Raw genomic sequence first — 19,460 nt, forward strand, 5'->3', positions numbered from 1 at the left:
GCACTCGCAGCCGCCGGCCGCGCGCCCGGCCCGGGGCCCGCTCCGGCCGGTGCGCTACGAACTCCGCCGCATGTTCGGCGTCCGGACCGCGCCGCTGATCGCGATCGCCGTTCTCGTCGCCTCCGTCGCTCTCGCCGTACCGCTCGCCCGCAGCGGGCAGACACCCGTGCCCGGCCTGCTCGCCGCCTGGCCCGGGATCCTGCCGCTGCCGCCCGCGGCCCTCGGCGCCGGACTGATCGGGGCGCTCTCCTTCGGCGACGAGTTCCGCCACCCCGCCCTCGCCGGCGCTCGGGGCACGGTGCAGCGCCGCCTCGCGCTGCTGGCGGCCAAGCTCGCCGTGACGGGGGGTACGGCGCTGCTGCTGGCGGTTCTGGCCGTGGCTGCCGACGCCGGGGCGCTGCGGCTCGTGTACGGCGCCCACGCGGTGCCCGTACCGCACAACTGGGTCGGACTGAGCGCCGGTTGGACGGGTCTCACGGTCGGGTGCGCCTGGGCCGGGCTGCTCGGCGCCGGAGTCTTCAGGCTCACCGCCGCCGGAGTGGCCGCGGTCATCGCCGTACCGGTCCTGGTCGTTCCCCTGGTGAGGAGAGCGCTCGCGGGGCCGTCCGCACGTTCGATCGTCGGACTCCCGGACAGGCTGCGCGAACTGACCTGGCCGGCCTGGCCGCATCAGGTCGACCGGTGGCTGATGGCCACCGTCCGGCTGGCCGCCCAACCGGTGGCCGCGGCGCTGACGTTGTCGCTCCTGGCCTTGCTCTGCGCATATCTGTTCACCGGCGTTCGCCGCAGGGCCCGTTGGTGACCGGGAAATGACCAGAACATGACCTAGTGCCCACAACTCCCCGATAACGCCCGCTTCTTTCCGATAAGGCGTCAATCGAAGGGCGGGCGCCGATCACCCTTTCGTGTGCTTTTCACCAAAGACCTCAAGGGTCACGGAAACTGCGCCGACAAATGATGCGTGAGTACCCTTGCGCACACCATGATGACCGCCGCCCGCTCCGCCGAGTCCGGCCTCTCCGGCCCGGGCGAACTCGACCGCTACCCCTTCACCGAGGCGCCTGGCGCCGAACGCGCAGCCGCCCCCGTCTGGGACGGTGCCGATACCGATCTGGGCCGGATGGGCCGGCGTTCCGCGGGCAGCCGTGGCCGTGGCCTGCACGGTCAACTCGTCCAGCAGCTCGGTCAGATGATCGTCTCGGGCGACCTGGGCGCCGACCGGCCCCTCGTCCCCGAGGAGATCGGCCAGCGCTTCGAGGTCTCCCGCACCGTGGTGCGTGAGTCCCTGCGCGTTCTTGAGGCCAAGGGCCTGGTGAGCGCCCGCCCCAACGTCGGGACGCGCGTCCGCCCGGTGAGCGACTGGAATCTGCTCGACGCCGACATCATCGAATGGCGGGCCTTCGGACCGCAGCGTGACGACCAGCGCCGCGAGCTGGGCGAGCTGCGCTGGATGATCGAGCCCCTCGCCGCGCGGCTCGCCGCCGGCCACGGCCGGGAGGACGTGCAGCAGCGCCTCGCCGACATGGTGGAGATCATGGGGCATGCCCTCACGCAGAGTGACTCGATCACGTTCGCGCGGGCGGACTCTGAATTCCACAACCTGTTGATCCAGCTCGCCGGCAACCGCATGCTGGAGCACCTCTCGGGCATCGTCTCGTCGGCCCTCCAGGTCTCCGGCGGACCGGTCACCGGATGCGACCGCCCCACCGACGCCGCCCTCGCCCACCACGCGCGGATCGTCGCGGCCCTCGCCGCCGGCGACGCGCACGCGGCGGAATCGGCCATGCGTCAACTGCTCACGGTGCACCCCGAAATGGAGCGAGTGGTTCCGGCGCCCCGCGAGCACTGAGCGCCGCCCGAGGGCCAGGGGCGTACGGGGATGTACGCGTGGTGTGTCGCCGGACCGGGGGTCCGGCGACACGATTATGGGTGGTTTGAACCCTCCCTGGCCTGTATGTCGCAAATGAGGTGTGACTCGGGCCACGTGGATTGGGCGTAACACTCCTCGAGACAGTGCGATGACCTAAGAGGTGACAGCCGAGGAGGGAATACGACCGCCACGTGCGGCGCTGTATCCACCTCTGAGGTCCAAGCCCGCGCCGTCGGCGACATCCCCAGCCGTCGGTCGTCGGCTCCGGCCCGATATTGGGCGGGGCCGGAAGCCGTTTCCATCGTTCCGAGAGGTTGTTCGTGTCGGCCAGCACATCCCGTACGCTCCCGCCGGAGATCGCCGAGTCCGAGTCTGTGTTGGCGCTCATCGAGCGGGGAAAGGCTGATGGGCAGATCGCCGGCGATGACGTGCGTCGGGCCTTCGACGCTGACCAGATTCCGCCAACCCAGTGGAAGAATGTTCTGCGCAGCCTCAACCAGATCCTCGAGGAAGAGGGTGTGACGCTGATGGTCAGTGCCGCGGAGTCGCCGAAGCGCACCCGCAAGAGCGTCGCAGCGAAGAGCCCGGTCAAGCGCACCGCCACCAAGACAGTCGCGGCCAAGACGACCACGACGAGGACCGTCGCCGCCACAGCCGCTTCGTCGGCGGACGTCGTGGACGCATCGGCCGAGGAGGCCGTGGCGCCCGCGAAGAAGGCGGCGGTCGCGAAGAAGGCCGTGGCCAAGAAGGCGACCGCCAAGAAGACCGCCGTCAAGAAGACGACTGCCAAGAAGACCGCCGCCAAGAAGGACTCCGACGACGCCGCCGACGGCGAGGAGGCGACCGAGGAGGTCCAGGCGGCCAAGGGTGAGGAGGAGGAAGGCGAAGGCGAGAACAAGGGCTTCGTCCTCTCCGACGACGACGAGGACGACGCGCCGGCCCAACAGGTGGCCGTCGCCGGAGCCACCGCCGACCCGGTCAAGGACTACCTGAAGCAGATCGGCAAGGTCCCGCTCCTCAACGCCGAGCAGGAGGTCGAACTCGCCAAGCGCATCGAGGCCGGTCTCTTCGCCGAGGACAAGCTGGCCAACTCCGACAAGCTCGCGCCGAAGCTCAAGCGCGAGCTGGAGATCATCGCCGAGGACGGGCGCCGCGCCAAGAACCACCTCCTGGAGGCCAACCTCCGGCTCGTGGTCTCGCTGGCGAAGCGCTACACCGGCCGCGGCATGCTCTTCCTGGACCTGATCCAGGAGGGCAACCTCGGTCTGATCCGCGCGGTCGAGAAGTTCGACTACACCAAGGGCTACAAGTTCTCCACGTACGCCACCTGGTGGATCCGTCAGGCGATCACCCGCGCCATGGCCGACCAGGCCCGCACCATCCGTATCCCGGTGCACATGGTCGAGGTCATCAACAAGCTCGCGCGCGTGCAGCGCCAGATGCTCCAGGACCTGGGCCGTGAGCCCACCCCGGAGGAGCTGGCCAAGGAGCTCGACATGACCCCTGAGAAGGTCATCGAGGTCCAGAAGTACGGTCGTGAGCCGATCTCGCTGCACACCCCGCTGGGCGAGGACGGTGACAGCGAGTTCGGTGACCTCATCGAGGACTCCGAGGCCGTCGTCCCGGCCGACGCGGTGAGCTTCACGCTCCTCCAGGAGCAGCTCCACTCGGTGCTCGACACGCTCTCCGAGCGTGAGGCCGGCGTGGTCTCCATGCGCTTCGGTCTCACCGACGGCCAGCCCAAGACGCTGGACGAGATCGGCAAGGTCTACGGGGTGACGCGTGAGCGCATCCGGCAGATCGAGTCGAAGACGATGTCGAAGCTGCGCCACCCGTCGCGTTCGCAGGTGCTGCGGGACTATCTCGACTAGTTCGACCAGAGAAACGCGCGACTGTTCGAACGGAAGGCCCGGATCTCCTCGGAGATTCCGGGCCTTCCGGCTTTTTCGCGGTCCCGCCGTTTCGCGAGTGTGACCGGCAAACGGTTGGATAACTCTGAGTGGATCAGTTCTCACCGCAGAGTCAGGAGATCGTATGCGTCACTCCGTTGCCAGCCTGCTCACCGGAGGGCTGGCCGTGATCGCCGCAGGGGCCGTGCTGCCACTGGTCTCGCCCCTCCCCGCCACCGCCGACAGCGTGGTCGTCGGGGGGCAGGCCGTGCGGATCTCGGACAATCCCTGGGTCGTGGCCCTGTCGAGCCGTGACCGTTTCGGTCGTACCCGGGCGGGTCAGTTCTGCGGGGGTGTGGTGGTGGCGCCGACGAAGGTGCTGACGGCCGCGCACTGCATGAGCCGTGACGTCCTCGGGGCGGGCCCGGACAGTCCGGGCGACCTCAAGGTGATCGCCGGCCGCGACCGGCTGCGGGGGACCGGCGGCAGGGAGGTGGCCGTGCGCTCGTACGCGGTGGACGCGGCGTACGACCCCGACACCAACGCGTCGGATCTGGCCGTACTGACCCTGTCGGATTCTTTGTCGACGGATTATGTGATCCGTCCCGCGGGGACACACGACGAGGCCGCCGCTCCCGGAGCCCGGGCCCAGGTCTTCGGCTGGGGTGACACCAGCGGCAAGGGGTCGTACGCGTACACGCTCCGCTCAGCGCCTGTGACGGTCCTGCCGGACTCGAACTGTCTGGACGCCTATCCAGGCGGCCCAGAGGGCCGCTACGACCCGTCCACGATGCTCTGCGCGGGCGACCCGGAGGGCGGGCACGACGCGTGCCAGGGCGACAGCGGCGGCCCGCTGGTGTCCCAGGGGCGGCTCATCGGGCTCGTCTCCTGGGGGAGCGGCTGCGGGCAGGCGCGTAATCCGGGTGTGTACACCCGGATCACCTCGGAGCTGGGGCCGGTGGCCCAGGCCCTGCGGGCGGACGCCCGGCACTGACACCGGAGCGCCGCGCGGCGCCGAAGCCCTGAGGTACGGGTCACCGCACCGGGATCGCGGTGCTGAGGTCACGATATGAGAACGGGCGGCCACCCTGCGTCGCAGGAGGGTCGCCCGTCGGCCGGTCCAGGACCAGCCCTTGGCTCGTCGTGGATGCGAGGTGTCAGTGTTCCTCTTCACCACCGCCGGCCGGTACGGCCGTCAGTCGGTCTGTCTCATCCTGTATTTCCGCGGCGATCTTCTTGAGTTCCGGCTCGAACTTGCGCCCGTGGTGGGCACAGAAGAGCAGTTCACCACCGCTGGACAGGACAACGCGCAGATAAGCCTGGGCGCCGCATCGGTCGCAGCGGTCAGCCGCCGTCAGCGGGCTCGCGGGGGTCAGAACAGTAGTCACGTCGCCTCTTCTCTAGCTCGACGAGCTGTCGTACCAGGGTCAACATCCAACCAGGCCGAAAACGTTCCCGCTCGCGGCATTTCCTCGAAACTTCTTTCCGAAGTGGCTGTTTGCTGACGGTTGGCGGCGAATGAACCGTATTGCTTAGCTTTACGGATTTCGCGTTACTTGGCAGTCGTTGGTCGTTCGTTCGGGGTGCTCGGGGATGCTCGGCACTGCGCGTCCCCGAGGGGGACGCCCTCCCGGCCGGCTTGCCGGTTGTAGATGAGGACGTGCCCGGAGCCTAAATGGTTCATGCCTGGAAGGGAACGTGATGTGTGCTTCACTCCATCGAGCGATCGAACACCTATACGACCGTGGACTAGCATAAGAATGGGCGAGGGTGGCGTGACAACGGCTCTACCAGGCCTCTGTACCCTCTGACCGATGACAACCGCCGGGGCCTTACCCCATTTGGCAACATCTCAAATTCAGCGAGGAGCGAACCGCGTGACCGCCGAGACGTCCGTGCCGAACACAGCGCTGCTGACCGCAGACCGTGACGGCTCCAACTACACCGCGCGGCACCTTCTCGTCCTCGAAGGGCTCGAAGCGGTCCGCAAGCGTCCCGGTATGTACATCGGGTCCACCGACAGCCGCGGCCTGATGCACTGCCTCTGGGAGATCATCGACAACTCGGTCGACGAAGCCCTGGGCGGGTACTGCGACCACATCGACGTGACCCTCCACGAGGACGGTTCCGTGGAGGTCAAGGACAACGGCCGGGGCATCCCGGTCGACGTCGAGCCCAAGACGGGCCTCTCCGGCATCGAGGTCGTGATGACCAAGCTGCACGCCGGCGGAAAGTTCGGCGGCGGCTCGTACGCCGCCTCCGGCGGTCTGCACGGCGTGGGCGCCTCCGTCGTCAACGCCCTCTCGGCCCGGCTGGACGTCGAGGTGGACCGCAACAGCTCCACGCACGCGATCAGCTTCCGCCGGGGCGTTCCCGGCATCTTCACCGAGCAGGGCCCCGACAGCCCCTTCGACCCGGCGAACGGCCTCCTCAAGGGCAAGCGCGTGCCGAAGAACCGCACCGGAACGCGCGTGCGGTACTGGGCCGACCGGCAGATCTTCCTCAAGGACGCCAAACTTTCGCTGGAACACCTCCACCAGCGTGCCCGCCAGACCGCCTTCCTCGTGCCCGGCCTCACGATCGTCGTCAGGGACCAACGTGCGGAGGGCGAGAACGAGGCCAACGGCACGGTCGAGGAGACGTTCCGTTTCGACGGGGGCATCAGCGAGTTCTGCGAGTACCTGGCGCAGGACAAGGCCGTCTCCGACGTGCTGCGGCTGACCGGCACCGGCTCCTTCAAGGAGACCGTGCCCGTCCTGGACGACCGCGGCCACATGACGGCCACCGAGGTGACCCGTGAGCTGGGCGTCGATGTCGCCCTGCGCTGGGGGACCGGCTACGACTCGACCATCAGGTCGTACGTGAACATCATCGCCACCCCCAAGGGCGGCACTCATGTGAGCGGCTTCGAGCGTTCCCTGACGCGGACGGTCAACGAGGTGCTGCGCTCCGCCAAGCTGCTGCGCGTCGCCGAGGACGACATCGTCAAGGACGACGCCCTGGAAGGCCTCACCGCCGTGGTCACCGTGCGGCTCGCCGAGCCGCAGTTCGAGGGCCAGACCAAGGAGATCCTGGGGACGTCGGCCGCCAACCGGATCGTCTCCAACGTCATCTCCAAGGAGCTCAAGGAGTTCCTGACCTCGACGAAGCGCGACGCGAAGGCGCAGGCGCGAGCGGTCCTGGAGAAGGCCGTGGCGGCGGCCCGTACGCGTATCGCCGCCCGCCAGCACAAGGAGGCCCAGCGCAGGAAGACGGCGCTGGAGTCCTCGTCGCTGCCGGCCAAGCTCGCGGACTGCCGCAGCGACGACGTGGAGCGCAGCGAGCTGTTCATCGTGGAGGGCGACTCCGCGCTGGGTACGGCCAAGCTCGCCAGGAACAGCGAGTTCCAGGCGCTCCTGCCGATCCGGGGCAAGATCCTCAACGTCCAGAAGTCGTCCGTCTCCGACATGCTGAAGAACGCCGAGTGCGGGGCGATCATCCAGGTCATAGGAGCCGGCTCGGGCCGTACCTTCGACCTCGACGCGGCCCGTTACGGCAAGATCGTGCTCCTTGTCGACGCCGATGTGGACGGCGCGCACATCCGCTGCCTGCTGCTCACGCTCTTCCAGCGCTACATGCGGCCGATGGTGGCGGCCGGCCGGGTCTTCGCCGCGGTGCCTCCGCTGCACAGGATCGAGCTGGTGCAGCCGAAGAAGGGCCAGGACAAGTACCTGTACACGTACTCGGACGGCGAGCTGCGCCAGACCCTGCTGGAACTCCAGCGCAAGGGAACTCGCATCAAGGACTCCATCCAGCGCTACAAGGGCCTCGGTGAGATGGACGCCGACCAGCTCGCCGAGACCACGATGGACCCGCGCCACCGCACCCTGCGGCGCATCAACATCGGGGACCTCGAATCGTCCGAACAGATCTTCGATCTGCTGATGGGCAACGAGGTCGCGCCGCGCAAGGAATTCATCACCAGCTCGGCCGCGACCCTGGACCGTTCACGGATCGACGCCTGAGCGCCGGGGCGCCCGGGCAGAGGGTGCGCGAGCACCGAGGGGGAGCGTTCTCCACCCCGGGGTGGAGAGCGGACTTCCACCCCGGATCCACCTCTGATCCGATCCGCTGACCTGCGCTTTCTCCGTAATGTCGACGTCGTTGAGCCACTTCGTCGTCGTTCCCGGAGGTTCGCATGTCCTCGCTTCTCACCGTGCTGGCGATCGCCGTCGCCGTCGTCCTCGTTCTGATACGGCAGGCCAGGCCGCAGCGCATCACGGGCGGAGGAAGCGGTTACGGGCTCAAATGGCTGGCCCTGCCTGTCGTCCTGGTGATCCTGGCCCCCCGCCAGCCGGGAGGTCTCCTCGACGCCCACCACCAGGGGATGTCGGTCGCACTGCTCGGCGTCGAGGTGGTGGTGGGGCTGCTGATGGGCGTCGGATGGGCCTGGACCAGCCGGATCTGGACCGAGCAGGACGGCTCGGCGTGGGCCAGGGGTACCAAGGCCACGGCCGCCGTCTGGGCCGGTGGCATCGCCGTACGGCTCGGGCTCATGGGCGTGGGCTCGCTGATGGGCGTCCACCAGGGCACCGGAGCGCTGCTGCTGGCGCTCGCCGCCTCCGTCGTGGTGCGCGGGGGACTGCTCCAGCTCCGGGCCCGATCCGCCGCTCCGCTCGGTGTCGGCGGCACGTCGTACGGTGTTTCCATGAACGCCGCACAGTCGAACGGCCGTCCGTGACCACGGAGGTCTTCACGAGCTGGCCCTCCCGGGAAGCGCTCGCCAGGGAGGGCCGCGTCGGCGCGCGGAGGCGGCTGACCCAGGTCATCCGGCTGGCGGTGCTGGGGGCGCTGATCTGGTCGACGTTCAGCAACCGCGGCGTGAGCCTCACGGTGGCGCTGCTGGCCGTGGGCGGTACGGTCGCCGCCGCCTGGTGCGCGCGGTTCTTCTACGCCACCACCCTGCGGCACGACCTGTGGCCCTCGGTCGGGATGCTGCTCCTGATGATGGCCGGGGCGCTCGGCGCCCAGTACGCCGGATTCCCGGTACCGGCGCTCGTCCTGTGGTGCGGCTGCTCCGTCATCGGCCTGGAGCGGCTGCCGCTCGCCGCCGCCGTGCCCTGCGCCCTCGTCGGCCTCGGCGCGTTCGCGGTCGCCAACGACGGCGCCTGGCTGACCACCGGGATCACCGCCGCCGGACTGGCCCTCAGCGGATACGTGCTGCGGCTCGACGCCGAGGCGCGCGGCAGCGCCCGGCGCCTGCTCGCGCAGGAGCGGGCCGCCCACGCGGCCGAGGCCGAGTCCGCTGCCCTCGCCGAACGCGCCAGGATAGCCAGGGACATCCACGACCTCCTCGCCCACAGCCTCTCCGCGCAACTCGTGCACCTGGAGGCCGCACGGCTGCGCATAGAGCGTGAACCGAGTGGCGAGTTCCGCGACCAGGTACTCGAACGGGTCGTCGCCGCGCGCTCCATGGCACGCGAGGGCCTGGCCGAAACACGCCAGGCGCTCTCCGCCCTGCGTGGCGAGATGGCGCCTCTCGGCGACTACCTCGCCGAACTCGCCGCAGCCGACGGCGCCGACGTCCGGATCGACGGGGAGCGCAGGGCGCTGCCCGCCGAGGCCTCGCAGGCGGTGCGCCGCGTCGCGCAGGAGGCGCTGACCAACGTACGCAAGCACGCCCAGGGGGCGAAGGTGTGCGTCCGGCTCACGTACGGCACGGACCATGTGACCCTGGAGGTACGGGACTCGGGCGGTGAGAAGGCCGCCCCGGCCGGACTCGGCGGATCCGGCTCCGGGTACGGTCTGCTCGGGATGCGGGAGCGCGCCGAGCTGCTCGGAGGCACGCTGGAGACCGGTCCCGACGACCCCGGAGCGAAAGGTTTCACCGTGCGGCTGCGAGTACCCGCGTGAGCGCCAGAGTGGTCGTGGCCGACGACCAGGCCGTGGTGCGCGAGGGCATCGTGATGCTGCTCGGCATGCTGCCCGGCATCGAGGTCGTCGGCGCCGCGCGGGACGGCGAGGAAGCCGTGGCCCTGGTCGCCGAACTCGCCCCCGACGTGGTGCTGATGGATCTGCGGATGCCGCGCTGCGACGGCGTCGAGGCGACCCGCCGTATCCGCGCCGACCACTCCGGGACCCAGGTCGTGGTGCTCACGACCTACGCCGACGACGACTCGCTGTTCGCCGCGCTCCAGGCCGGTGCGCGCGGCTATCTGACCAAGGACGCCGGGGGCGAGGAGATAGCCAGGGCCGTCGAGGACGTACTCGCCGGGCAGGCCGGGCTGGCGCCCGCCGTGCAGCGCCGGCTGCTGGAGCGTGTCACCGCGCCGCCGGTCCCCGCCGCGCCGGCGGAGCTGCCCGACGGGCTCACCGCACGCGAGGCCGAGGTGCTGACCCTTGTCGCCGAAGGGCTGTCCAACAAGGAGATAGCCGGCCACCTGCACATCGGGGCCGCCACCGTGAAGACCCACATCAACAATCTCTTCGCCAAGACCGGGGTGCGCGACCGCGCGCAGGCGGTCCGATACGCCTACCAACAGGGACTCATCCCGCCACCCGGGACAAGCTTCACCTGATGGGGTGAAGTCGGCGGGAGAAGAGTCCGGGATCTTCCCGCTCTGTCCATCCTTGGGACGCGGCCGAAACGGTTCGCTGACAAGGAGAGTTCACCGGTGGAGAAGCAGGAAGGGCCCGAGACCGCCGCTGTGCGGCTCGACGACCCGTGGTACGACGCGCTGGCCGACGGCTGGGGTGAGTTGGACGGCATTCCCGCGGCCGCGGAAGCCGTACCCGACGGCGGCCGGACCCCCGGACCCGCGCCCAGCGCCGCCGACATCTACGGGGAGGTGCAGCGCGGCGCCGCCTTCCAGGAGGTGCGCGGGCGCTACCGGAGGTTCGTCGTCCCGGCCTCGCTGCTGTTCTTCCTCTGGTACCTCGCCTATGTGATCGCGGCGACGACGGCGCCCGGCCTGATGGCGAGGCCCGTGGCCGGAGCGGTGAATGTGGCGATGGTGGCCGGACTCGGCCAGTTCCTCTCGACATTCCTGCTGACCTGGGCGTATGCGCGCCACGCCCGGCTGCGCAGGGACCGCGCCGCCCTCGAACTGCGCTGGCACACGCAGGAGATGACGCGAGGGGCCGCCCGGTGAGCGGCGACCACCAGCCTCTGGCGCTGCTGCTGTTCAGCGCGTTCGTCGCGGTCACCCTCGGGATCACCACCTGGGTGAGCCGTAACCGCCATGGTTCGGCGGAGGAGTTCTACGCCGGGGGTCGGCTCTTCTCGCCGATGGAGAATGGATTCGCCATCGCCGGCGACTACATGTCGGCGGCGTCCTTCCTCGGCATCTCCGGGCTGATCGCCCTGTTCGGCTACGACGGGATGCTCTACTCGGTCGGCTTCCTGGTCGCCTGGCTGGTCGTGCTGTTCCTCGTCGCCGAACTCGTCCGCAACTGCGGCCGCTTCACGCTCGCCGACGTGGTCGCCGCGCGCATGCGGGAGCGTCCGGTACGGATCGCCGCGGGCACCTCGTCCGTCACGGTCTCCGTGCTCTACCTGGTGGCGCAGATGGTCGGGGCCGGCAGCCTGGTCGCCCTGCTCCTCGGCGGTACGGGCGCCGCCGCGCGCACCTGGACCGTGATCGGCGTGGGCGCCCTGATGGTCGTCTACGTCTCGCTCGGCGGGATGCGGGCCACCACCTGGATCCAGATCGTCAAGGCCGTGCTGCTGATGGGCGGGGCGATCGGGCTCACCGTCCTCGTGCTGCTCCGCTTCCACGGAGATGTGAACGCCCTGCTCAACACCGCCGTCGCGCACAGCGGCCACGGCAAGGAGTTCCTCGTCCCCGGCCTCGCGTACGGCGGGGGCTGGACCGCGCGCTTCGACTTCGTCAGTCTCGGCCTCGCCCTGGTGCTCGGCACCGCGGGCCTGCCGCACATCCTGTCGCGCTTCTACACGGTCCCGACGGCGCGCGCCGCCCGCCGCTCCGTCGTCTGGGCCATCGGACTCATCGGAAGCTTCTACCTGATGACGATCGTGCTGGGCTTTGGCGCCGCCGCCGTGGTCGGCTCCGACGCGGTCCGGACGTCCAACTCCGCCGGGAACACGGCCGTTCCGCTGCTCGCCCTCGATCTAGGGGGCGGAGCCGGATCGACCGGGGGGACGGTGCTCTTCGCGGTCGTCGCCGCGATCGCCTTCGCAACGATCCTCGCCGTGGTCGCCGGCATCACGCTGGCCTCGTCGGCGGCCGTGGCCCACGATCTCTACAGGTCGTTCAAGCGCCGTGGCTCCCGGCAGCGCGGTGAGGTGGCCGTCGCCAGAGTGGCGGCGGCCGGCATCGGGGCCCTCGCCATCGCGCTCAGTCTGCTGGCGCAGGACCTGAATGTGGCGTTCCTGGTCGGTCTCGCCTTCGCGGTCGCGGCCTCGGCGAACCTGCCGGTGCTGCTCTACACGCTGTTCTGGCGGAACTTCACCACCCGGGGCGCGGTCTGGTCGGTGTACGGCGGGCTGATCCCGGCCGTGGTCCTCGTGGTGCTCTCGCCGGTCGTCTCCGGGAGCCCCGAAGCGATGTTCCCCGGCGTCGACTTCCAGGTCTTCCCGCTCCAGAACCCGGGCCTGATCTCGATTCCGGCGGGCTTCCTCGCCGGCTGGATCGGTACGGTCCTCTCCTCCGAACCGCCGGACGCCGCCAAGCACGCGGAGAGCGAGGTCCGCTCGCTGACGGGTGCCGGAGCGGTCTGAAGAGCCTCTGGGCCGCTACCGCCTGACGCCCGCCGCCCACGCGTAGCGGTGCTCGGGGCGCCCCGTCCCGCCGTACCGCAGACTGAGCCGCACCCGGCCCGCCCGCTCCAGCAGCTTCAGATAGCGCTGCGCGGTCTGCCGGCTCATCCCCGCCCGCTCCGCGATCTCCTGCGCGGAGAGCGGCCCCGGCTCACCGAGCAGCACCTGCCGTACCAGCTCGGCCGTGGTGGGGGAGTGCCCCTTGGGCAGCAGGGGCGCCGTCGAGGCGGAGAGAGCGTCGAACATCCGGTCGACCTCCGACTGCTCCGCCTCGCCGCCGCCCTCCAGGCCGCGCCGCAGCGTCGCGTACGCCTCCAGTTTGGTCCGCAGACCGGCGAAGCTGAAGGGCTTGACCAGGTACGGGAGCGCGCCGCCGCGCGTCGAGGCCTGGACGGTGGCGACATCGCGCGCCGCCGTCACCATGATCACGTCCGTCCGGTGGCCGAGGCGGCGTAACTCCCGTACGACAGCGAGACCGTTCCCGTCCGGCAGACGGTGGTCGAGAAGGATGAGATCCACGGGCCGCTCGGCGAGCAGCGCGAGGGCTTCGGCCGCCGAGTGCGCCTGCGCGACGGCCCGGAAGCCGGCCACCCTCGCCACATGGGCCGTATTGATCTCGGCCACTCGGATGTCGTCGTCCACGATCAGTATGTCGATCATCGTGTCTCTCCTGCCGTGGCCGGGTTCCCGGCGGACGCCGGCTCCGTCTCCGCCAGCGCCTCCGGGAGTACGACGGTGAACTCGGCGCCGCCGCCGGCGGATTCACCGACCCGTACGGTGCCACCCTGCCGCTCCGCGAGTCTGCGCACCAGAGCGAGACCGAGACCGCGTCTGCCGTGGGCCGGCACCTCCTTCGTCGACCAACCCTCGGAGAAGACCAGTTCGCGCCGGTCGGCGGGGACGCCGGGCCCGCTGTCGGAGATCCGCAGGACGACCGTACGGCCCTCGGCGCGCAGCTCCACCTCGATGCGCGGATCCGCCGAACCCGCCGCGGCGTCCAGCGCGTTGTCGACGAGGTTGCCGACCACGGTGACGAGTCCCTGCGGGTCGACGAGCCGGTCGGGCAGCAGGCTGCCGGGCGAGAGCCGCAGCGAGACACCCCGTTCGGCCGCCACCGTGGCCTTGCCGACCAGCAGCGCGGCGGGCAGCGGATCGTGGATCTTCTCGGTGATCTGCTCGGCGGTGGCCCGGTGCACCCCGACGACCTCGGTGACGAACTCCATGGCCTCGTCGTGCATCCGCAGCTCCAGCAGCCCGAGCAGGGTGTGCAGCCGGTTGGCGTGTTCGTGGTCCTGCGCACGCAGCGCGTCGATCAGCCCCCGGGTGGCGTCCAGTTCCCGGCCCAGCCGCTCCAGCTCCGTACGGTCGCGGAGCGTGGCGACGGCACCTCCGTCGTCGGTCGGCATCCGGTTGGCGACCAGGACCCGGGGGCCCCGTACGGTCAGCAGGTCCTCGCCGGCCACCCGCCCCGCCAGCACATCGGTCGTACGGCCGCTCCCGAGCACCTCGTCCAGGGGCCGTCCGGTCGCCTCGGGGCCGACGCCGAGGAGGCGCTGCGCCTCGTCGTTCATCAGCCGGATCCGGCCGCCGCCGTCGAGGGCGACGACTCCCTCGCGCAGGCTGTGCAGCATGGCCTCGCGTTCGGCGAGCAGCGCCGCGATGTCGGAGAAGGCCAGGTCGTGGGTCTGGCGCTGGAGCCGCCGGGAGATGAGGTACGCGGCGAGCGCCCCGACGGCGAGCGCGCCGCCCGCGTAGAAGAGCAGGCCCGGGATCTCGGCGAACAGCCGCTCGCGGACGCTGTCGTACGCGATACCGACCGAGACCGCCCCGACGATCTTTCCCGTCCCGTCCCGCAGCGGGACCTTGCCACGGGCCGAGCGGCCGAGCGTGCCGCTGTCGATCTCCATGATGTGCCGGCCGGCGATGGCCTGGCTGGGGTCGGTCGAGACGACCCGGCCGATCTGGGCGGTGTCGGTGTGGGACCAGCGCACCCCGCGCCTGTCCATGACCACCACGTACTCGGCGCCGGTGGCCGTCCGGATGCGCTCCGCCTCGGCCTGTACGGGGCCGCCGATCCCGGGCCGGGAGCCGAGCAGCGCGGCGGCGACCTCGGGCGAGGCGGTGGTCTCCGCGATCGCCAGCGCGCGGTGCGTCGCCTCGTCGTCGAGCTGGTCGCTGAGCGGGGCGAGGAAGAGACCGGTGGCGAGCACGGTGACACCCGCCGCGATGGCCAGTTGCATCAGCAGCACCTGGGAGAACACGCGCTGTGGCCAGCCGAATCGTCTGCGTCTCGCTGCGAGGTGGGCTCCGGCGCTCATGGTCCCGAACCGTAGGGGGCCGGGCGGGCTTTCTGAAATTTCCAGATTCACGCAAATAGTTTGCGTGAATTACTGATCACTTACATGCGTGAGTGATCGGCCAGAAACCTGCTGGTGTGGCCCTATTCGACTACACCCGGCAGCGGGGCGGTAGATGATCCGGACCATTTGGTTCTGTCGGAGTGGTGGACGCACTCGCATTTCTCTGCAACTCTCTGACCGCAAAACGCAAAAGACTCCGTTCATCAGTGCAGAAACGTATGTCGCATCGGCATGCAGCCAGAGCCGCGCCCTCGCCGCCCCCGCGCCGAGGCCGAAGATCGGGGATCCATTGAGATCGCTACGCTGGAGATGGCGGGCCATATCGGCCGTCACTACCACCAGTCTTTTGATGATCGGCGTGCCGTCACTGACCGCTACGGCGGCCGACGGTCCCAACGTCGCCGCGGGGCGGACCGCGGCAGCGAACGCCAGTGCGAAGAACGCCAAGTTGGTCACCGACGGCAACCAGTCGACGTACTGGGAAGGCTCCGGCAAGGGCGCCCAGTGGGTGCAGTCGGACCTCGGCTCCGGCAAGCGCGTGGACGAGGTGACGCTGAAGCTCCCCGCAGGGTGGAAGAGCAGGAAGCAGACCCTCTCGGTGCAGGGCAGCGAGGACGGCACCAGCTTCGAGACGCTGAAGTCCTCGGCGACCTACACCTTCAGCGAGGGCGCCGGAAACAAGGTCAGCATCTCCTTCCCGGCCACCAAGGCGCGGTACGTACGGGCCGAGATCACGTCCAACTCGGCGGGCAAGAAGGCCCAGCTCTCCGAGCTGGAGGTGCACGCCGCGGCAGCGGCCTCGGTCAACCTCGCCCTCGGCCGGACGCTCACATCGAGCAGCTTCACCGATGTCTACCCGGCGTCCAAGGCCAACGACGGCAACAAGGCCAGCTACTGGGAGAGCAACAACAACGCCTTCCCGCAGTGGATCCAGGCCGACCTGGGCTCGTCGGTCGGCGTCAACAGCGTCGTCCTGAAGCTGCCCGACGGCTGGGGCTCCAGGGACCAGACGCTGAAGATCCAGGGCTCGGCGAACGGCTCCACCTTCACCGATGTGACGGCGTCGAAGGCGTACACGTTCAACCCCGCCTCCGGCAACACCGTGACGATCACCTTCAACACCACCACCCAGCGCTATGTGCGCGCGCTGATCACGGCCAACACCGGCCAGCCCGGCGCCCAGCTCTCCGAGTTCGAGGTCTACGGACCCGAGACCGGTGACACCCAGGCGCCGACCGCGCCGACGGAGCTGACGTACACCCAGCCGGCCACCGGCCAGATCAAGCTGGCCTGGCGTCCCTCGACGGACAACACCGCCGTCACGGGCTACGACATCTACGCCAACAACGAGCTGCGCACCAGCGTCGCCGGCAATGTCACCAGCTTCACCGACACCCAGCCCACCAGCGCGAACGTCACGTACTTCGTACGGGCCAAGGACGCGGCCGGCAATGTGTCGGGGAACAGCAACAGCGTCACCCGCGCGGGCGACACCGGCGACACCACGGCGCCGACGGTCCCCGGGAACCTCGCCTTCACCGAGCCCGCGTCCGGCCAGATCAAGCTGACCTGGTCCGCGTCGACGGACAACAAGGGCGTCACCGGCTACGACGTCTACGCCAACAACGTGCTGCGCGGCAGTGTCGCCGGCACCGTGCTGACGTACACGGACACCCAGTCGGCGGGCACCACGGTCTCGTACTACGTACAGGCCAAGGACGCCGCGGGCAACAAGTCCGGCAACAGCAACACGGTCACCAGGAACGGCAGTACGGGCTCGGCCTCCAACCTGGCCGTCGGCAAGCCCGTCACCGCTTCCTCCTCCGTCTTCACCTTCGTCGCGGAGAACGCCGTCGACAACAGCGTGTCGACCTACTGGGAGGCGGCGGGCGGCACCTACCCCAACACGCTGACGGTGAAGCTCGGCGCCAACGCCGACACCGACAGCGTCGTGGTCAAGCTCAACCCCGACAGCAGTTGGGGAGCGCGCACCCAGAACATCCAGGTGCTCGGACGTGAGCAGAGTGCCACCGGCTTCACGTCCCTGGCCGCGGCCAAGGACTACGCCTTCAGCCCGGCGAGCGGTAACTCCGTGACCATCCCGGTGGGTGCGCGGGTCGCCGACGTCCAGCTCAAGTTCGCCTCCAACACCGGTTCGAGCGCGGGTCAGGTGGCGGAGTTCCAGGTGCTGGGCACCCCGGCGCCCAACCCGGACCTCCAGGTCACGGCGCTCAGCGCGTCCCCCTCGGCGCCCGTCGAGTCGGACGCGGTCACCCTGTCGGGCACCGTACGCAACGCGGGAGCCGTCGCCGCACCGGCCAGCACCGTCGAGTTCCGCCTCTCGGGTACGAAGGTGGGCACGGCGAACGTGGGCGCCCTCGCGGCCGGAGCCTCGGCCAACGTCACCGCCAACATCGGCGCGCGTGACGCGGGGACGTACGAGCTGAGTGCCGTCGCCGACCCGGGCAACACGGTCATCGAGCAGAACGAGACCAACAACTCCTTCACGAGCGGCACCTCGCTCGTGGTGAAGCCGGTCTCCAGCTCGGACCTGGTCGCCGTCAATGTCGCCACCTCACCCTCCGCGCCCGCGGCCGGTGAGACCGTCACCTTCTCGGCGGCGATCAAGAACCAGGGCACCATCGCCTCGGCGGCCGGCAGCCACGGCATCACGCTGTCCGTGCTGGACGAGAGCGGTGCCACGGTCAAGACCCTGACCGGTGCCTACACCGGCGCCATCGCGCCCGGCGCCACCTCCGGGACCGTGGGCCTCGGCACCTGGGCGGCGGCGAACGGTTCGTACTCCCTCAAGGTCGTCATCGCCGACGACGCCAACGAACTGCCGGTCAAGCGCACGAACAACACCAGCACGCAGTCCTTCTTCGTCGGTCGCGGCGCCAACATGCCGTACGACATGTACGAGGCCGAGGACGGCGTCGCCGGTGGCGGCGCGCAGGTCATCGGCCCGAACAGGACCGTCGGCGACCTCGCCGGTGAGGCGTCCGGCCGTAAGGCCGTCACCCTCAACAACAACGGCAACTACGTCGAGTTCACCACCAGGGCCAGCACCAACACGCTGGTCACCCGCTTCTCCATCCCGGACTCGGCGGGCGGTGGCGGCACCGACGCCACGCTGAACGTCTACGTGGACGGGACCTTCCTCAAGGCGATCGACCTCACGTCGAAGTACGCGTGGCTGTACGGCGCCGAGACAGGACCGAACAACTCGCCCGGCTCCGGCGGACCGCGTCATATCTACGACGAGGCCAACGTCATGCTGGGCAAGACCGTCCCGGCCGGAGCGAAGATCAGGCTCCAGAAGGACGCCGCCAACACGTCCAAGTACGCGATCGACTTCATCAACACGGAGTTGGCCACGCAGGTCCCGAACCCGGACGCCGCCACCTACGCGGTGCCGACCGGATTCGCCCAGCAGGACGTGCAGAACGCGATCGACAAGGTCCGGATGGACACCACCGGCAAGCTCGTCGGTGTCTACCTGCCCGCCGGCGACTACCAGACGTCGAGCAAGTTCCAGGTCTACGGCAAGCCCGTGAAGGTGGTCGGCGCGGGGCCCTGGTTCACCAGGTTCCACGCTCCTGACACCCAGGAGAACACCGACGTCGGCTTCCGGGTGGAGGCCGCCGCCAAGGGTTCGTCGTTCACGAACTTCTCGTACTTCGGCAACTACACCTCCCGTATCGACGGTCCCGGCAAGGTCTTCGACCTGTCGAACGTCACCGACATCACCATCGACAACATCTGGAACGAGCACACGGTCTGCCTCTACTGGGGCGCCAACGCGGACCGCATCACCATCAGCAACTCGCGTATCCGTGACACGTTCGCCGACGGGGTCAACATGACCAACGGCTCGACGGACAACCACGTCGTGAACAACGACGCGCGCGCCACCGGCGACGACAGCTTCGCGCTGTTCTCGGCGATCGACGCGGGCGGGGCCGACATGTACGGCAACGTCTACGAGAACCTGTCCGCATCGCTCGTGTGGCGCGCGGCGGGCCTGGCCGTATACGGCGGGTACCGGAACACCTTCCGGAACATCCTGATCGCCGACACGCTCGTGTACTCGGGCATCACGGTCAGCTCGCTGGACTTCGGTTACGCGATGAACGGCTTCGGGACCGAGCCGACGACGATAGAGAACGTCTCGGTCATCAGATCCGGCGGCCACTTCTGGGGCTCGCAGACCTTCCCGGGGATCTGGCTGTTCTCCGCCTCGAAGGTGTTCCAGGGGATCCGGATCAACAACGTCGACATCGTCGATCCGACCTACAGCGGCATCATGTTCCAGACCAACTACGTGGGAGGCCAGCCGCAGTTCCCGATCAAGGACACGATCCTGACCGACATCTCGATCTCGGGAGCCAAGAAGAGCGGCGACGCGTTCGACGCGAAGTCCGGCTTCGGGCTCTGGGCGAACGAGATGCCCGAATCGGGTCAGGGACCGGCGGTCGGTGAGGTCACCTTCAACGGTCTGAAGCTCAGCGGCAACGCTCAGGACGTGAAGAACACCACCTCCACCATGAAGATCAACATCAACCCCTAGTAACACGGGCGAC

General features: G+C 69.3%; 13 protein-coding genes and 1 pseudogene. 11 read left to right on the plus strand and 3 right to left on the minus strand.

What is annotated here, in order from left to right:
- The 4 genes and pseudogenes from QR77_RS31150 to QR77_RS31165 all read left to right on the plus strand — a co-directional run.
- Window positions 1–802, plus strand: a pseudogene (locus QR77_RS31150) (ABC transporter ATP-binding protein); the annotation flags it as partial.
- A gap of 180 nt (window positions 803–982) precedes the next feature.
- Window positions 983–1,849 (plus strand): FCD domain-containing protein, encoded by an 867-nt coding sequence (locus tag QR77_RS31155; protein WP_040025351.1) that lies wholly within the window; start codon window positions 983–985, stop codon window positions 1,847–1,849.
- Window positions 1,850–2,190: 341 nt separating this feature from the next.
- Window positions 2,191–3,741: an RNA polymerase sigma factor gene (locus QR77_RS31160; RefSeq protein ID WP_040028951.1), complete on the plus strand. Its 1,551-nt coding sequence runs from the start codon at window positions 2,191–2,193 to the stop codon at window positions 3,739–3,741.
- A gap of 163 nt (window positions 3,742–3,904) precedes the next feature.
- The gene (locus QR77_RS31165; RefSeq protein ID WP_040025352.1) at window positions 3,905–4,753 is read left to right on the plus strand and encodes a serine protease; all 849 of its coding nucleotides are present in this window, start codon (window positions 3,905–3,907) and stop codon (window positions 4,751–4,753) included.
- 163 nt (window positions 4,754–4,916) lie between these two features.
- On the opposite strand, the gene QR77_RS31170 is transcribed toward QR77_RS31165, so the two are convergent.
- Window positions 4,917–5,147 (minus strand): hypothetical protein, encoded by a 231-nt coding sequence (locus QR77_RS31170; protein WP_040025353.1) that lies wholly within the window; start codon window positions 5,145–5,147, stop codon window positions 4,917–4,919.
- 489 nt (window positions 5,148–5,636) lie between these two features.
- Between QR77_RS31170 and QR77_RS31175 the strand changes: the two genes are divergently transcribed.
- From QR77_RS31175 to QR77_RS31200, 6 genes are all read left to right on the plus strand, one after another.
- The gene (locus tag QR77_RS31175; protein WP_040025354.1) at window positions 5,637–7,763 is read left to right on the plus strand and encodes a DNA topoisomerase IV subunit B; all 2,127 of its coding nucleotides are present in this window, start codon (window positions 5,637–5,639) and stop codon (window positions 7,761–7,763) included.
- A 173-nt stretch (window positions 7,764–7,936) separates the two neighbouring features.
- Entirely contained in the window at window positions 7,937–8,479 is a 543-nt protein-coding gene (locus QR77_RS31180; RefSeq protein ID WP_040025355.1) for a DUF1453 family protein, read from the plus strand.
- Window positions 8,476–9,651 (plus strand): histidine kinase, encoded by a 1,176-nt coding sequence (locus QR77_RS31185; RefSeq protein ID WP_040025356.1) that lies wholly within the window; start codon window positions 8,476–8,478, stop codon window positions 9,649–9,651. Before QR77_RS31180 ends, QR77_RS31185 begins: the two co-directional genes overlap by 4 nt.
- Window positions 9,648–10,316 (plus strand): response regulator transcription factor, encoded by a 669-nt coding sequence (locus QR77_RS31190; RefSeq protein WP_040025357.1) that lies wholly within the window; start codon window positions 9,648–9,650, stop codon window positions 10,314–10,316. Before QR77_RS31185 ends, QR77_RS31190 begins: the two co-directional genes overlap by 4 nt.
- A 96-nt stretch (window positions 10,317–10,412) precedes the next feature.
- Window positions 10,413–10,889, plus strand: a complete 477-nt coding sequence (locus QR77_RS31195; protein ID WP_078877363.1) for a DUF485 domain-containing protein — start codon at window positions 10,413–10,415, stop codon at window positions 10,887–10,889.
- A complete protein-coding gene (locus QR77_RS31200; RefSeq protein ID WP_040025359.1) occupies window positions 10,886–12,478 on the plus strand; it encodes a cation acetate symporter in 1,593 nt (530 codons plus the stop codon). Before QR77_RS31195 ends, QR77_RS31200 begins: the two co-directional genes overlap by 4 nt.
- A gap of 15 nt (window positions 12,479–12,493) precedes the next feature.
- Here QR77_RS31200 and QR77_RS31205 read toward each other — a convergent pair whose 3' ends face one another.
- Both QR77_RS31205 and QR77_RS31210 read right to left on the minus strand, forming a co-directional pair.
- Complete coding sequence (locus QR77_RS31205) at window positions 12,494–13,177, minus strand: response regulator (protein WP_040025360.1); 684 nt, start codon at window positions 13,175–13,177, stop codon at window positions 12,494–12,496.
- Complete coding sequence (locus QR77_RS31210) at window positions 13,174–14,835, minus strand: sensor histidine kinase (RefSeq protein ID WP_052489167.1); 1,662 nt, start codon at window positions 14,833–14,835, stop codon at window positions 13,174–13,176. Before QR77_RS31210 ends, QR77_RS31205 begins: the two co-directional genes overlap by 4 nt.
- A 391-nt stretch (window positions 14,836–15,226) precedes the next feature.
- Here QR77_RS31210 and QR77_RS31215 point away from each other — a divergent pair, with 391 nt between their 5' ends.
- The gene (locus tag QR77_RS31215; protein ID WP_052489168.1) at window positions 15,227–19,447 is read left to right on the plus strand and encodes a discoidin domain-containing protein; all 4,221 of its coding nucleotides are present in this window, start codon (window positions 15,227–15,229) and stop codon (window positions 19,445–19,447) included.
- The last annotated feature ends 13 nt before the right edge of the window (window positions 19,448–19,460 follow it).

Source organism: Streptomyces sp. 150FB, assembly GCF_000818195.1.
Classification (GTDB): Bacteria; Actinomycetota; Actinomycetes; order Streptomycetales; family Streptomycetaceae; genus Streptomyces.